Annotated in this window: 10 protein-coding genes; 6 read left to right on the top strand and 4 right to left on the bottom strand. The window is 47.4% G+C overall.

Annotation, left to right across the window (positions count from 1 at the left end; translation table 11 throughout):
• Positions 1-43 precede the first annotated feature (43 nt).
• The 4 genes from AXFE_RS05815 (at position 44) to AXFE_RS05795 (ending at position 6921) form a co-directional block, all read left to right on the top strand.
• Positions 44-2587 carry an alpha-ketoacid dehydrogenase subunit alpha/beta gene (locus tag AXFE_RS05815; RefSeq protein ID WP_052604960.1) on the top strand — a complete coding sequence of 848 codons (2544 nt, stop codon included), beginning with the start codon at positions 44-46 and terminating at the stop codon, positions 2585-2587.
• A 1004-nt stretch (positions 2588-3591) separates the two neighbouring features.
• Positions 3592-4797, top strand: coding sequence for a class I SAM-dependent RNA methyltransferase (locus tag AXFE_RS05810; RefSeq protein WP_052604959.1), 1206 nt, complete (start codon positions 3592-3594; stop codon positions 4795-4797).
• A 914-nt stretch (positions 4798-5711) separates the two neighbouring features.
• A complete protein-coding gene (locus AXFE_RS05800; protein ID WP_052604957.1) occupies positions 5712-6296 on the top strand; it encodes a hypothetical protein in 585 nt (194 codons plus the stop codon).
• 13 nt (positions 6297-6309) lie between these two features.
• On the top strand, positions 6310-6921 hold the full coding sequence (locus AXFE_RS05795) for a hypothetical protein (RefSeq protein WP_052604956.1): 612 nt from the start codon (positions 6310-6312) through the stop codon (positions 6919-6921).
• Between the two features lie 252 nt (positions 6922-7173).
• Here AXFE_RS05795 and AXFE_RS05790 read toward each other — a convergent pair whose 3' ends face one another.
• From AXFE_RS05790 to purF, 3 genes are all read right to left on the bottom strand, one after another.
• On the bottom strand, positions 7174-7794 hold the full coding sequence (locus AXFE_RS05790) for an orotate phosphoribosyltransferase (RefSeq protein WP_152625898.1): 621 nt from the start codon (positions 7792-7794) through the stop codon (positions 7174-7176).
• Positions 7791-8861 carry a phosphoribosylformylglycinamidine cyclo-ligase gene (purM, locus tag AXFE_RS05785; RefSeq protein WP_052604954.1) on the bottom strand — a complete coding sequence of 357 codons (1071 nt, stop codon included), beginning with the start codon at positions 8859-8861 and terminating at the stop codon, positions 7791-7793. Before purM ends, AXFE_RS05790 begins: the two co-directional genes overlap by 4 nt.
• Positions 8862-9109: 248 nt before the next feature.
• Positions 9110-10639 carry an amidophosphoribosyltransferase gene (gene purF / locus AXFE_RS05780; protein ID WP_235347642.1) on the bottom strand — a complete coding sequence of 510 codons (1530 nt, stop codon included), beginning with the start codon at positions 10637-10639 and terminating at the stop codon, positions 9110-9112.
• 235 nt (positions 10640-10874) lie between these two features.
• Here purF and AXFE_RS05775 point away from each other — a divergent pair, with 235 nt between their 5' ends.
• Complete coding sequence (locus tag AXFE_RS05775; RefSeq protein WP_052604953.1) at positions 10875-11732, top strand: PHP domain-containing protein; 858 nt, start codon at positions 10875-10877, stop codon at positions 11730-11732.
• 725 nt (positions 11733-12457) lie between these two features.
• The gene (locus AXFE_RS05770; protein WP_152625897.1) at positions 12458-13891 is read left to right on the top strand and encodes an APC family permease; all 1434 of its coding nucleotides are present in this window, start codon (positions 12458-12460) and stop codon (positions 13889-13891) included.
• Between the two features lie 424 nt (positions 13892-14315).
• On the opposite strand, the gene purL is transcribed toward AXFE_RS05770, so the two are convergent.
• Positions 14316-16529, bottom strand: a complete 2214-nt coding sequence (gene purL / locus AXFE_RS05765; protein WP_052604951.1) for a phosphoribosylformylglycinamidine synthase subunit PurL — start codon at positions 16527-16529, stop codon at positions 14316-14318.
• Between the last annotated feature and the right edge of the window lie 340 nt (positions 16530-16869).

Here is a 16869-nt window from a genome sequence, read left to right as displayed (position 1 = left end):
GAAGACAACACGTAGCTAGCTAATAATTACACGAGGTTATAAAGTGGCCCTCTTCAAGAAGAATAATTCCCAGACTCCAAAGGTCAAGTCTCAGGCCGCTATCATTGCAGCACAACTGCGGTCGTCCATCATTGAAGAGACAACCGAATTCAACGCACAAACAGAGGCTCAAGCGCAAAACAAAGGTAAAAAACCTTCTCGCAGATCCAAGAATGCAGCCGCTCCAGAAAAGGTGGGGTCAGCCCTCCCAGTCAATCAAAGTAAGTCAAAAAACCCCAACGACCTCGCTCCACCGGAAGTTACTACTCCAGCGCAAGAGCACCAATTGGATGAAGTGCCAAAAAAATCTGGAATTTACAACTTCAACGATCCAATGACAGAAAAACAAGACGATCGCGATGAAGGCGATACGAACAACGAGGATGCGAGCTCTAATGTAGATAGTGGTCTCTTCGAGTCACAAGCGACTTCTAGGAGCGAGATCGGTAATCACTTTGCCAGAGAAACGCAATCATCACCCGAAGTGGAATCTGGGCGCGACAATGGCCCTATCACAGATATCTCCGCTAAAAAGCCTCACCATCTCGTCGGACTAAGCGACAACGATATCGTTGCAATGTATCAAACCATGCTAGAGGCAAGACTGCTCGATCAAAAGATGTGGAACCTCAATCGTTCAGGTAGAGCTCCATTTGCAATCTCATCCCAGGGGCACGAAGCGACCCACGTCGGCATAGCCGCCGCAATTGAAGTGGGTATTGATTGGATCTTGCCGTACTATCGCGACCTTGGCCTTCTTCTGGGTCTTGGCGTCAGAGACAAAGACATTTTGCTCTCGCTCCTAGCAAAAGCTCCCGACCAGATGTCTGGCGGACGTCAAATGCCCAACCACTGGAGCGTGAAGGAACGTAACATAGTCACGGGATCATCTCCGGTCGCAACTCAACTTCCTCATGCCACCGGAATCGCCCTAGGAATCCAGATCGACCATGGCGACAGTGTCGTCTTTACAACCTTTGGCGACGGCGGCGCGTCCAAAGGAGACTTCCATGAATCACTCAACTTTGCATCTATCCATAAGCTTCCAATCGTATTTATCTGCGAAAACAATGGATATGCAATTTCGGTTCCCTTAGAGTCCGAAAGTGCGGTCGCAGATATTGCCACAAGAGGAATTGGATATAACATCTTCTCTGAGATAGTCGATGGAAACGATCCTATCGCCGTCTACGACGCAGTCAGAAAGGCTCGCATTCGTGCCGCAAGTGGCAATGGACCTAGCCTCATAGAAGCCAAGACCTATAGGTTTCTCAGTCATGCCTCTGACGACGACGATCGCACTTATCGCTCTAGCCAAGAGGTCGCAGACGCCAAGGCAAATGATCCCCTCATTAGTTTTGGCAACTATCTATATAACCATGGTCTCATGACAGAATCTCTAGAAAAAGAGATGGTGGAAGCAACAAGAGAGGCAATAGAACTAGCACTAGCCGCGGCAGAGTCATCGAACGACCCGGATCCCTCTACCATTTCCGATCATGTCTTTGCTAAGCCCATTCGCTTTGATCAACCGGCATCACCTAACCAAGTCATTGCCGATCCCAGTGCCAAAACCGTCAACTATATAGAGTCAATTAGAAACACCCTTGGAGAGCTCTTGGAGGAATTCGACGAAGCGATAATTATGGGGGAAGATGTTGGAACTCGGGGCGGAGTCTTCAAAGCGACTGAAGGACTGATAACAAAGTTCGGACAAGACCGCGTCATTGATACCCCAATAGCAGAATCTGGCCTCGTTGGCTTTGGAATCGGCCTTGCCGTATATGGAAAAAAACCCATCGTTGAGATCCAATTTGGCGACTTCATCCACTCCGCTTTTGACCAAATCCTCTCTGAGGCAGCTCGAATTTGCTATCGATCCAATGGTTCCTACAACGTTCCTATGGTTATTAGAGCCCCGTTCGGAGCAGGAGTACACGGAGGCCTCTACCATTCTCAATCGATAGAAGCCTTCTATGCTCACATACCTGGAATCAAGGTAGTAGTCGCCTCAACACCCGAAAATGCGGCCGGTCTGCTTCGCTCAGCGCTAGAGGATCCAGACCCTGTGCTTTTCCTGGAACACAAAAAGGCCTATCGCATGATCAAAGGGGCCGAGGCGGCGAGCGGCCATAGGTTCCCAATCGGAAGAGCGGAGATCGTGCGCAAAGGGAGAGATCTATCGATCATTGCCTATGGATTGATGCGCCACTATTGCCTTGCGGTGGCTGAAGAACTTTCTGGCATGGCATCCATTGAAGTCGTAGATCTATTGACTATCTCACCACTGGATCGAGCCACAATCATCGATTCGGCCAAACGATGTGCCAAAGTGCTGATAGTCCACGAGGATAATAGAGAATTCGGAGTCGGCGCAGAAGTAGTCGCGACCATTATGGAGGGTGCCTTCTTGGACCTTGATGGGCCAGTTGAGCGCCTCGCACCAGACCACTTTCCAATCGCCCCATTCGCACATTCTCTTGAGGGAGCCTCACTAATAACCCCCGAGCGCATCAAAGAGAGAGTCCTAAAGATGCTTTCAGATTAGATAAAATAAATTCACTACATCTCTTGTAATACCTCTAAAGTTCCCTAGCACATAGTCCGAATACAATAACTAGGAGATCTCGCAGAATTGCGAAATCTCCGTAGGTTTTTGCGCTTTCATAAGGAAAAAGTGGATTTTCTCTTCTACCACAACGGCTCAGTGAACCAGCCCAGGGAACAAGATGGTTTTAGTGCTCCTTCTTCCCATGGTTTTCTATGGTCTAGGAGAATGAATGTAACTTAGGGAGAACGAAGTATCTAGTCGTTTTCATTTTAATTCGTCCCTATAAGGAAAACCAGCTCAGCCAAGTGGTCACCCAAGAAACAATCAAAACAAAGGCATGACCAGACAGAACAGGTCACAAACTTTGAAAATCGTAAAAAGCTACCTTGGGTAATCTTCAGCTATGGTCTCATGGAAAATGGACTTCACGGGTTAAATCAATTAAGCGAAAGATGGAGCTCAAATATTGAAGTTCACTGATAAAGGGACCTCGGCTCCCAACGAGGCCCCTCAATCTAGCAGTGGCTAAGACAAACGAACGTAACGAATTCGTACTTGAGTAACGTCTATCTCTTGCAGTAGAGATGAGGCATAAGATAGGTGCAATCTTTTGCCCCACCGCGAATCATAACGACTCCTAAATAAGGGAATCGACAAGAATCGCTCAGTGACTAACCTAAACTATCTTATCACCCTTATCACCACTCTAGGCAACATTGCCGCCATAGAGGGCGAATATAATGACATTACGTCCACGAACTGCCCTTCAATCTTTAAATGATGTTAAAGGTATAAATTCGAATACGCATATAGGGCAAATAAGTCATTACGGCATTTGAGATTCTCAAATCGTAATAGCATCGATAGGTAAGCTATCCAGCGATTACGAGCACTACCATTGGGATCATAGCGCTAGACACCCGATCCGCTTGGAATAAATAATGTAATTGACACCCGGACAAATAAATTACTTGAGCGCCCTCAGAAAGGCTCTAGATACAGTGAATGAACCATTGCAACGAATTAAAATTGAACGACCCGCAACGGGTGGGGGTGTTGGACGGTTATCCGACGGAAAAGTCATCTTTGTCAAACATTGTCTTCCAGGTGAAGTTGTAGACGTCTCAATTACGACCACCAATGCCAAGATGGCTCGCGGCGACGCCATTGAGATTATCGAACCATCACCCGATCGAGTCGAGCCCCAATGCCAATACGCTCGTCCCGGAATGTGCGGAGGATGCGACCTTCAGCATGCAAATAAGGCATCTCAAGTCAAATGGAAGTTAGATATCGCAAAAGCGCATCTCGAACGCTTGGCAGGAACTGACCACGAGATCAAAATCATTGCCAATGATATCGATGATCTAGGCTCGCGTACTCGACTGAGATGTGGCGTAGACGACGAAGGACGCCTTGGGCTTAGAACTTCTAGATCTAGAGAACTGATAGCGATAGATCATTGCCCCCTTGCTAGCGACCGATTGATTCCGGCCTTTAGCACCTCTTGGAAAGGAGCCGAAGAAGTAGAACTCCGAGCCATAGGAGAAGGAGAACCCTTTGGAGTAGTAAGGTACCATTCCAAGCGAGGAACCAGTATCGACCTGGCACGCCTCGATGGGAGTCCCCTCAACTCCAAGTACACCTCCTTTGCAAATGTGGATGGATACCAATATCGCATAAATCCTCTTTCGTTTTGGCAATCACACGTCGGGGCACCTAGCCTGCTAGTCAAAGAAGTCATGCAGACCGCAGAACTCAAAAGAGGAGATCACGCTATCGACCTCTTCGGTGGTGTTGGACTGTTCTCACTTCCCTTGGCCAAGGCGGTAGGTGCAAGTGGAAGAGTGACATGCGTAGAATCATCAAGTCACGCTGCCCAAGATGCCCGTTATAATTCGACTGACATAAGTCAGATCGAGGTCCAAGAGGCAACTGTCACCAAACGAACGATTTCAAATCTACTGATGGAAAATAGTGTTGTCGTCTTAGATCCACCGAGATCAGGCATCAATGGCGCCGCTTTGGCAGAGCTCACCACCTCTAGGGCGAGACAGATCATCTACGTAAGTTGCGACGCGGCCACCCTCTCTCGCGACTTGGCGACCCTAAAAACTCAGTACGAGATAAAAGAGATAAAAGCTTTTGATCTCTTTCCAATGACAGAGCACCTAGAGTTCATGGTTAACCTCGAAATAATGAGGTAACTCTATAACCTGGCAATTCTAGGGGCGGTGGAGATTCAAAATGGGTCAGTCGATTCCTATTGGAATCGCTATCTAAATAGACCGACCTTTATTATCTCCTTTGAATAGGAGTGTTCGATTTAGGATCCCAACCGATTTGGGATCTCAACCGATTTGGGATCTCAACCGATTTGGGATCTCAACCGATTTGGGATCTCAACTTGGTGAAATCCCAAAAAGCTACAGATCGTCCAAAAGCTAAAAAACGCAACGGGACGATCTGCAGTTCAAAAAGGATATCAAACCGTCTCAAAAGCGCGACCAAATCGGATCAACTCCTGGCCTTGGAGACCATTTCGCGACATAGCACCTCTGTTAACTGAAAATCCACAACTTAGGACCAAAAGCCCACAAAGATAATGATCTGCTTTGGGAGAGCTACACAAGAGGCGATAATGTGGTGGGGTTCCACCGCTCATTCCAGGGACTAAAGGCCGGCCAACCTAGCAACTCACCAGGGGCAGCTGTCTAAATTACCGCATTCAACGCACGAATCTAACCTTTTGACAAAGGGGCGATGCAACCACACAAGGGCGTAGTCCCCCTGACATAGAAAACTCCGCTAGTTCCTTGTGCAATCGCTGTGTCCAAAGATCACCCTATATAGATGGGAGATCATTCAAAAGCTATCTAACCAAAAACCCCTTGACAGTAGTGAAAATGCCACCTTGACATTTAGTCATCACTCCTAAAACCCCATAAGTCGCATCAGAACGCATAGATATTCCAAGAAGGTGCAAACGAGTGTCTGTGATGTCACAGATCATTAGGCGAAAATAAAATCTTTGTCGAAATATTCAAGTATTGATAGATCTGCTAAGGATAGTTGCAATCATAAATATATAATAGAGATATGATTACTTAAGAAGGCGTAAATGGAAATTACATTTGCAAATTTAATCAAACTCAAATGTCGATTGCATATTTTGTCGATTAAAAAAATGCAGCAAAATCGTAATGGACAAGTTAAGTCAAATCCAATGGACGTAAGGCAATTTCGCCAATCAATTGTTACGCCGAGTGGTGATATAACCCTCCTGCGTCGTCCAGTAATCGTCACGACAATCTCATTAATTGCAGTAATTATCGATACAATTCCACTTCACCACTGGTTGCTAAAGCTAAAGGCTGACCATAATCTCCTACTTCCATACACCATTATCAGCGATTCCATCAAGATATTGACCTTCGCAGGATTGCTTAATTGGGGAAGATATGGCGCAATTATTCTATTGTTTGCTTTGTCTATTCTGACAATAGCAACTAACGGTATCGCTAGGGCAAATATTTATCTTACGATTGCAATTTGCATAGTAGTCGCGATTGGTCTTATCTTATCGATGCCACTTTTGATAAGTTCTGCGATTCTGACATTCACAGCTCTCGCAATAATGGGAATGTTTGTAATCCTGATTGCAAGCACCATTGCTTTTATCATATTGATGATTCGCAAAAGTTGAATGGAAAATTCAAATGGAGATACTCGAAAGTAAAATAATTACAATCTTGGGATTATCAAATCAAGAAACATTAGATCCAAAAGAACCACGGACGGAGTTAGAAGACAAGACCAAAGAACAAGGTGGCGATCTTCTAACACCTCTGGGTCCTGCACAAATTCATCACACTCCCGTTGGCATTTCAACCCATGGTAAAACCGATTGGGTCATATTTGACGCCGATAGACATCCACAAATCAAAGCTGGTCGTTTTTCAGCGCCATCATCGCCACTAAGAGAACTGCGTCGAATTGATCGAACCGGCGTTCATTTCGACCGATTATTCATAGCACACGAGCTTCCGATCGGCTCAGTGGCTCAGATAAAATCAAATCCTGGCATCAACTGGGAAAAGATTATTGGCACACCTGCCGTAGATGAACGGATTAGGCCGATTACTCGTACCTTCGCAAAGGCATTTGCTCTCCGAGACAAAGGTACCCATAGTCATTCTCATTCGCTTAGATACGACGGAGAGACCAACGTCAAGCCTCTGAAAAATCTAGTCTTTGGATGTGTTTCAGAGTCAGGTAGATCTAGCGCCGGCGAGCTCGGATATTGGTTTCTTTTGACCAGTTGGAGCTAGCTAAAGACGAACATCACCAATAACCATTACATCTAAAATGGTTATTGGTGATTGGTGATTGGCGATTGATGATCCAATAACGATAGGCCATACCCATCCAAAAAGTGTCGCTCCCGCTCTGAAACAGCAATTCAGCGGGTAGGCTCCCTACCTTGAATCTACAAGGTTGGCACTTCCATCAAAGCTATGGGTTGGTTTTATTGATGCGCCACTACCCCGGGTCTGCGTATTAGGAGCCTATGTTGGGGGTCCCTATGCACCCTCGTACTCAAAGCCAAGCTCGGGTGCAGTGACAAGTGGCTTATAGACAATACCTTGGTCATTACACATTCGCGCTACAGTACCTCCGCGATCCACTATTGCTGTCACAAAGGTAACGTCGCCATCACAACGTCTCACTTGCTCAATCGCCTCAAAGATAGAAGTGCCCCTCGTTACCGTATCTTCTGCGATTGCCAGATGATTCCCACTATTTAAAACTCCTGCGATCCTTCCCTTGCCGCCATGATCCTTCTCCTCTTTTCTTACCGAAAACGAACCAAGCATCCGACCCATAGCACAGCCAATAGCGGCTGTCGCATACGAAACTGGGTCAGCTCCCATGGTCAAACCGCCAATGCCATCGATATCGGGAGGAAGAATCTTCATAATCGAGACGGCAACCAGTAGGATCCCCTGGGGATGACATGCTGTAGCTTTAGAGTCGATGAACCACTTGCTCTTTCGGCCAGACTTTAGGATGAAATCACCCTTACGGATCGAAAACTCCTCAAGATGGGTCATCAAAAGATCCTTGCGAACGCTATCTGTTAGGTTCAAGGCCTCTTGTAAGTTCTCAGGATACATTGCAGATAGTTGCTGATACCTTGTCACCTTAGTTCCACGCCTTTCGCAGCCGATTCGATAGAGCCAATTTCATAAGCCCTATGTCCCAATAATTCAATTGTGGCAATAGCTTCTTTTCGTTGATCGTGATCGATGACCAACACCATGCCTACGCCCATATTAAAGACCCGAAACATCTCATCGTCATCGATTGCACCCGAACGTTGAATAAGCGAGAAGATAGGTGGTATCTCCCAAGAGTCGCGTTTGACAATGGCACGTTCACCGTCTTTGAGCACTCGAGAAAGATTTCCCTCGATTCCTCCCCCAGTAATATGTGCACCAGCGTGAATATCAATGGTCTTGGAGAGCTCTTGAAGGATCGGACTATACAGAACGCTAGGTTCCATGAGGATCTGACCAAGCGTGCGTCCATCGTCAAATGGTTTGGCATCCACCAGAGTCTGAAACAGGTCTCGATTGCCCCCATGGTCTATGTCGCCAGCGTTCCCCAAGAGCGCACGACGCGCCAGCGAAAATCCATTGGAACGAAGATTAGGGGATTCAATGGCAACTAAGGAGTCGCCCGCTCTCACGAGATGGCTCCCTAAGATCTTAGATTTCTCTACCACTCCAACCACGAAGCCCCCAAGGTCGAAATGACCATCCGTCATTGAACCGGGGTGCTCCGCCATCTCGCCACCGATCAGTGCAGCGCCCACCGCCTTTGCCCCTTCGGCGATTCCACCTACAATCTCTAGGGCCAGATTGGAGTCCAACTTGCCAACAGAAAGATAGTCAAGCAAAAATAGTGGCCGCGCCCCCAGTACCGCTATATCATCGACACACATCGCAACTAGGTCGATGCCTATCGTCTTATAGGAGCCAAGAGCCCCGGCGAGATACGCCTTAGTGCCGACACCGTCGGTAGAGGAGACCAACACCGGTTCCGCCATGTCTAGGACGCTCAAATCAAAGAGGCCACCAAAGCCGCCGATCTTGCTCATGACGCCATCTATCGAGGTCGCCTCCACAATCTTTTTAATAGACCGAACGGCCGCTTCGCCTTCATTTATGTCGACGCCAGCACTGGCGTAACTCAACTTCTCGCTCATCAATAAAAGTACCTTTTCTATGCTCACAATATTTGAAAGTGTCAGGTCGATTTGTGCACATTGGCCCTTGGGATGGTCAATAGTTCAAATAGATCGCAAGGATTCGACTTCCTCGTGAAATTTCATTAGAAACCATCGATTAGAAGTGATCGCTCTCACCTGGATAAACAGGACTCACCTCGATAAAAAGGGCTAGCCAAGATCCATCGGTCATTGCTTGACCGAGTAAGTAAGTCTCAGAGTTGCCTTCAGCCAATCTTCTTTGGACGTCGAGCGTTCAACATTGCTTCAGGAACATCGATTGGATACGAACCTGTAAGACATGCATCACAAAAACCATCTTCAGGCGAGCCAATAGCGGCCTTGAGATCCTCGAGATCCAAATATGCAATTGAATCCACCTCTAAAAATGCCTTAATCTCATCAATATTTTTAAAGGAGGCCAAGAGGTCGGGTCTAGATGGGGTGTCAATACCATAAAAACAAGACCATCGATATGGAGGCGAAGAGATTCGCAAGTGGACTTCAGTTGCTCCTGACTCCTTCAAAAGCTTTACCATCGCCTTTGTCGTTGTTCCACGAACTATTGAGTCATCTACAACCACAAGTCGTTTACCTGAAATGTTATCACGCAAAACGTTAAGTTTTCGCCTAACTCCATCGATTCTCGATGCTGGATCGGGAGAGATGAAGGTTCTACCGATATATCTATTCTTTACTAAACCTTGCCCATAGGGAATGTGGCTAGCCGAGGAGTAGCCGACCGCTGCTGGAACTCCCGAATCAGGCACGCCCATAACCAGATCTGCATCCACCGGTAGCGCCTTGGCCAAAAGCTCGCCCATGCGCCTTCGAGTCGAGTAGACCTCTTGCCCCAACAACCGAGCATCTGGTCGAGCAAAATATACAAATTCGAAGATACACAACTTGGGATCAATGGACTCGGGAGGAAAGGGGCGAAATGAACGGACACCGAGTTCGTCGACGATGACCATCTCACCTGGTTCCACCTCTCGAATAAAGGTGGCGCCAACTACATCTAGCGCTGGAGTCTCGGAAGCAATAACATATCCCGCCTCCAAGCGACCTAGACAAAGGGGCCTAAAGCCATTTGGATCACGAACCCCAATCAATCGATCATGGTCCATAATCACCAGTGAAAAAGCACCTTTGAGCTTTGGTAGCACATGCTCGAGAGCACTTAGCACCGCCTCGGGATGACTCTTGATCGACTCAGTCACGGATCCAGGTTTACCACCTAGGTTTGAGGCTATCTCGGTGGCCAAAAAGTGAGCGATAAGGTCCGAATCACTTCCGAGTTCCATCGAATCAAATCCAAGCTCTTTGCTAAGGGTTTGAGTATTAGTAAGGTTGCCATTGTGGCCAAGTGCTATTCCTGAGTCACCCACGGCCCTAAAGACCGGCTGAGCGTTCCCCCATGTTGAGGAACCGGTAGTTGAATATCGAGTATGGCCTATGGCCAGATTACCCGGCAAAGACAAAAGTGTACGATCATCAAAGACATTTGAGACCAACCCCATGTTCTTGACAACCGTAATGGAAGTTCCATCTGAAACAGCCATGCCCGCGGACTCTTGCCCTCTATGTTGCAAGGCGTAAAGACCATCGTAAGTAGCGTGCGAAACCGATCGAGTCATTGGTTCAACACGTATTCCAAAGACCCCGCAGGCCTCTTCTGGCGAATCACCTCGCTTTAGTTGATCGAAACGATCTTCGACCATTTCATCGCCAACTCCAACGCTATAATTGGCGTCCATCTTAGGCTCCCAGATAAAATGCCACAAAAAATGTGACCACTAGTTAAATCGACTCTACAACTTGCACAGGTCAGCCCTTGCCAAAACTCCCACTTGGCTCCCACCATTGAGTGATTTGAAAGAATTTCTTCATTTGCGACGATGCCATCGCCGGCACACACCTAAAATTTACTAACTTGAAACAAATTGCGCGCGAACTTTTCACCTTAAGAATAACTGCCCGAGGCGGCCTCTAATGATAGACCTTCACACACATTCACGAGTTTCAGACGGATCCGCAAGCCCGACTGAGGTAGTTGAGCTTGCGGCAGCGGCTGGATTGAGGGCAATAGCGCTCACTGATCACGACCGCTTTGACGGATTAACCCAAGCTAAGGCGAGAGCAATAGAGCTTGGTATTGAATTCATTTCAGGCGTAGAAGTCTCTTGCCACTACAACGAAGGGACGATGCATATGCTCGTCTATTTCGTTGATGCGCACTCCTCGCCAATCGCAGAAACCCTGATTGAGATGCAGATGGCGCGCGAAGACCGAAACCTCAAGATTCTAGAACTAATGAACAAGGACGGAATCAATATAACCTTTGAGGAACTCTCGGCAGAGGGCGGAGGCGTCGGCATAGGAAAGCCACACTTTGCAGCACTCTTAGTCAAAAAGGGCGTTGTATCGACTCTCCAGGAGGCATTCGATCACTATCTTGCCAAAGGCAACAAATACTACGTTGAAAAGATTACTCTATCGCCCAAAGATATGATCGCCCTTTCCCTGCGATCCGGAGGAATGCCTGTCTTGGCTCACCCATTCACCGTAGAAGAAGATCGGGACCGACTAGCTGACATTATCCAAGGATGGGTCTCTGATGGCCTTGCAGGTATCGAAGCACACTATGGCCGCTACAACCAAGAACAGCGAGAATTCCTAGTTGGTCTCGCCGAAAAATTGGATATCGTAGCCACTGGTGGCAGTGACTTTCATGGAACTTACAAACCAGACCTTTCAGTAGGGGTAGGAAAAGGAGATCTAAGAGTTCCATATAGGGCACTAGAGCAGCTTCGCCTGAGATCCGAAAATCACCTTTCCAAGGTCTACTGATCATCAAATGCTAAAAAAGATCAATTGAGGGCTAACCAATTAGCTATCACTTGGTAATGACAATCTCACCTAAAAAATTTTTGGGTCGCTCCCTGTTGGGGACCATCGATGAAGCGACCCAAAAGTGTTCATGGTGCAACTCTTTTGTATTTAGTTTGTATTTAGGCTTCCGAAGTCACGTCGTAAGGTACCACACGAGTGACAACTCGGCCACCAAAAAATCATCCCATAATTATCATCCCATAATTATCATCCCATAATTATCATCCCATAATTATCATCCCATAATTTAAGATCCAAAGGTCAGATCCCTAGATTGTGGCCAATTGGGCGATGAAACTTCAATGTGGCAACCCCAAGAACTCTCAGCCTCAATTGAACAATGTACCAATTAAAAAATGTACGAACAATGCACAAAAACTGCGCAGGGTACCTAAGGCGAAAAATCAATGACGGTTTCGATTTCACTTTGAACCTAGATAACCACCGCACCCATTACTTGGAATCGCCTCGGCGCCTTTTACAGCGAGCCAAGAGATCGAGATCCAATGGAATAGTCATACGTCCGTGGGGGTTATAATGCGAATAGTTCGCAAGAAATTTTAGTCACAAATTTTTTTGGAGTTTGATCATTGCCTCAAGACAAAACAAGAGCACCCGCGAGCTCAATCAGCCCCAAAAACCAAGACGCCCCCATTTCCCAAGGTCTAAACCAGTCACTCCACATGCGCGATCTAATCGCACTATCAGTATCGAGCGTTGGGCCACTCTTTTCAATTGCAGCAACTGGAGGCGTCATGGCTGCAAACGCTGGCCTTTGGACGTTGCCATCGGTCGCATTGATAGCCATACCTTTCATAGTTGCAGCCTTTGTCTTTAGACTTCTAAATCGTCATTTTCCCCATGCTGGTGCCTCTTACCATTGGTCCGCTCGAGTCTTAGGGATAAGAGCCTCTAGGTACCAAGCGTGGATCTTGATAATCGCCTACTTTACCTCTATACCTCCGATCATCATTCCAGCAGCGACTTATACCTTAAATCTTCTCTTTCCGAGCTACAGTCCATCACCGCTCGCCGAACTTGGAATGTCCTTATTCTGGTCTTCATTTGCCCTCGTTCCGCTCCTGCGAGGCGCTAGACCTACCGCCAAACTAACCCAGGTATTTCTGGCTATTGAGCTAATTTCAGTCGCGGTAATCGCCACTATTGCCATTGCAAGGTGGCACTCCATCTCGGTTCCTATTCACTTTGGATCGCCTCCAATCGGCGGAATGATAGTTACAGCAGTAATAGCAGCTACGATTCTTGACGGCTGGGAGATTGACAGCTACGCCTCTGAAGAATCCGTCGCACCCAAGGCAGACCCTGGAAAAGGCGGCATCATCGGAGCGATAATGGCTCTTGGATTCTATGCCCTGATCTATCCGCTTATGTTTGGAGAGACACCGCTTCACCTCCTAGCCGGAGCCACCAATCCCATGGCGGTTTGGGGTCACAGATTGGTTCCTGGAGCGCCATGGCTAATTCTCTTACCCGTTCTCGCCTCTACTGCCGGTGGCCTTTGGTTGACTTCGTTTATATTGATTCGAGCTCTCTATGCAATGGGGCGAGAAGGGCTAGTGCCACCATCGTTTTCGACCCTAAACAAAAATCAAGCTCCAAGCGTTGCGACAATAGTTGTCGTGGGCGCATCTTTCGCAATCACCGCGCTCCAAATTCTCTTCTCTTCACTTAGCTCATTCTTTGGCCTAGTCCTATCGGCGGCTGGCTTCTTTTTGGTCGCAGAGTTCTTCTTAGACTCCCTAACTGCGAGTGTATTCCTGGGTCGAATTCACAGAAGTGAATCGCTGGAGGAAAACCAACCCCACCGCCATCGGCTACTATTACTTTTATCGTGCCTTGCCTGTCTAAGTTTCTTCGCCTTCATGGTGGGATTCGTAATATATGGGCCAAGTGCAATCGGCTCTTCAATCGACTATGTGATCTTTGCTCTTCTAGGGGGTGGCTTCGTCTTTTCCTTCTTTGCCAAACGGCACAAAAACATCGTCATCTTCCACGGAGATTCAGAGCCAGATAAAAGTGGCGACCAATCACGAAAGTACCCAGACAAAGAAGAGGAAGTCTCAGTCTCCTTACACTCTCTTGGAGATATTGAATAATTGAGTGTCACCTTTTGAATTCGAAGAAGAGCCCTATTAGCGGATCGAATTCCCGGGCTCCCAAAAGACCGATAGCCCCTCTAAATCGCTCCTCATCGACCGATCCAGATCACAACATAGCTAGATCCACATAGCTAGATCCACATAGCTAGATCGCACCTTATAAGATGGCACCAGCCGCTGACATCGCTATAAAAGATCTCCTTTGCGATCAAATATTTGATCCAATATTTGATCAAAAAAGCAACCCAAATCGTCGATAGCCTATTTTGTCGATAGCCTATTTTGTCGATAGCCTATTTTATAGCGGCTATCGACTCTTAGTTAAAAGATCCTGCTATGGCCATAAAACAAAGAGACCACTAGCTACGAAAAATAGGTGTCTGGTATCTTGGATAACCCAGTGGTTATCCAAGGTCCTATCTCAATTCAATTGGGATTTAGACCCTGAGGCAGGAAGCATCATTAAAGCCTGAGCCCCAAAGTCAAGGGTTGCCGTGGAATTGGTGCTTCCAATTACTACTGCCGGAATTGACCCTTCGTCAAAAAAATCGATGACACTAGTAGGATTCGAAGTGACTACCACAATTCGAGATGGCGCTTCGCTAAATAGTTGGCCTGGGGTGAGCTTGTAGTCACGATCGTCACTACCAAGGCTAAATCCATACCCACTAGCGCGAGCCATCTCAAAAAGGGCCAAAGCCAAGCCACCATCAGAGATATCGTTCATAGCGCTTATGCCATATGTAGATGAGTCATTGGCCAAACATAGAACTGCTTCTATCAAGGATCGGTGGCGATCGTAATCCACCTCGACGAGGTTGCCGCCCTTGAGGGAGCGGCTCGACCATGCCAGCTTGGAGCCTGCCAACTTCGATGATATATCTCCAACCAAGACGATCGAGCGATCTACGCCATAGGAAGTCGTAGGTGGAATTCCACTAATTTTTTCCACCAAACCAAGGGTTGTCAATACTGGAGTTGGCTCAATATTTCGCCCCGAGGCCTCATTGTATAGGCTGACGTTGCCGCCCACCACTGGAATACCAAGTTCTAAACTTGCTCTGGCTATTCCATCAATCGACTCCGAGAGTTGCCACATAACGCTGGGATGAGTCGGATTCCCAAAATTCAAGCAATCAACCATGGCTACGGGCTTAGCACCAACCAATGCTACATTTAGCGCTGACTCGGCAACTACTAGCTCTGATCCAACTCTTGGATTCAATTCACACCAACGTGAGTTACCATCACACGAGAGCCCTATGGCTTTATTAGAAACCCCTATTTCAGGACTTGCCAGCTGAAGCAAAGTGGCGTTGGAACCCGGTCCAACTATCGTATTGAGGAAGAGCTGATGATCATATTGGCGATAAACCGCCGATGGATCTCCTATCATCTTGGTTAATTCCGCAATCACGTCTATCTCACCAATTAAAGAGTCGACGTCCATTTGGCTATTCTCATCAAAGTTATCCGGCTTGGCTAGAGGGCGATGATAGAGTGGGGCTTCATCAGCTAGTGACGCAGCTGGCACGTTGGCTAATACCTCTTGACCATCTAATATTCGCAACATACCCACACTTGAGCCATCCTCGTGGACTACGGCCGGGGTGACGGTACCGATGACGGCCGCCAATATCTCCCATTTCTCAGCAATCGCCAACACCTCAGCGACGTTGGCATCCTCCACAATGGCCAACATTCGCTCTTGAGACTCTGAGGTCATAACTTCAAATGGTTCCATATTTGGCTCACGCCGTGGAATGGCACCAATTTGAACGTCCATTCCCAATCCAGCCTTGGCCGCAGTCTCAGAAGTTGCACACGACAACCCCGCCCCGCCTAGATCTTGGATTCCCACAACCAGCCTCTTGTCCAAAAGCTCAAGACAAGCTTCTATCAGACGCTTCTCTTCGTAGGGATCTCCTACTTGGACGCTTGGACGCTTGGACGAATCCACCTCTTGACCAAAACCCGCTGAAGCGAGAACCGATACACCACCAATTCCATCCCTACCAGTGGTAGCACCTAGCAAAATGGCACTATTTCCAATTCCATCAGCTCGTGCAAGCACCAGCTTGTCGCGCATCAATACACCAACCGCTGCGACGTTTACCAGAGGGTTAGCGTTATAAGTCTCATCAAAGACGATCTCGCCGCCAACAGTTGGAACACCGACGGCATTTCCATATCCCGAAATGCCTGCAACGACTCCATTGTATATGTACCTATTTCTTGGATCACTTTGATCGCCGATTCGCAGTCCATCTAAAAGTGCTATCGGTCGCGCACCCATCGTGAAGATATCGCGCAAAATTCCGCCAACGCCCGTAGCAGCGCCTTGATATGGCTCTATAGCAGATGGATGGTTGTGTGACTCCATTCGAATCGCAACAGCGATCCCATCACCAGCGTCGATCACACCAGCATTCTCTCCGGGACCCAAAATCACCAAATCACCCTTGGAAGGTAGGCGACGCAGATGAACTCTCGAAGACTTATACGAACAGTGTTCTGACCACATAACAGAGTACATCGCAAGTTCAAGATAGTTTGGCTCTCGCTTCAAAATCTCTATAATCATGGAGAGTTCTTCGTCTGTTAGACCGAGCGCGGCGTGTATTGGTTGATCCATGTCATAAAGACTAAAAGACCCCGGCGCTCGCCAATGCGACATTGAAAAAACTAAAGTCTTGCCACCGCCAACTTCTCGGGAAGAAGACTTTATTTACAGGATAACCTTCACCATGGATATCCACCGTTTTAGTAAAAAACTATCAGTATCACGGCTGTCTTTGTCAAGAGTCATGATCCCTCAAATGAATTCATCAAATTAGAACGCATGCTCCAATCTGCATGATCTCGCATCTACTTTAGTAAATGCAAAGGGAAGTTATCATCAACCATCTCACATCATTCGTGCCAATTTAGATCCGCTTGAGGAAACAACCGAAGCAACAACAATGAATATCAAC

This window comes from Acidithrix ferrooxidans, from assembly GCF_000949295.1.
Lineage (GTDB): Bacteria > Actinomycetota > Acidimicrobiia > Acidimicrobiales > Acidimicrobiaceae > Acidithrix > Acidithrix ferrooxidans.
The sequence above is the reverse complement of the archived record's forward strand: the minus strand, read 5'-3'. Positions and strand labels throughout refer to the sequence as shown.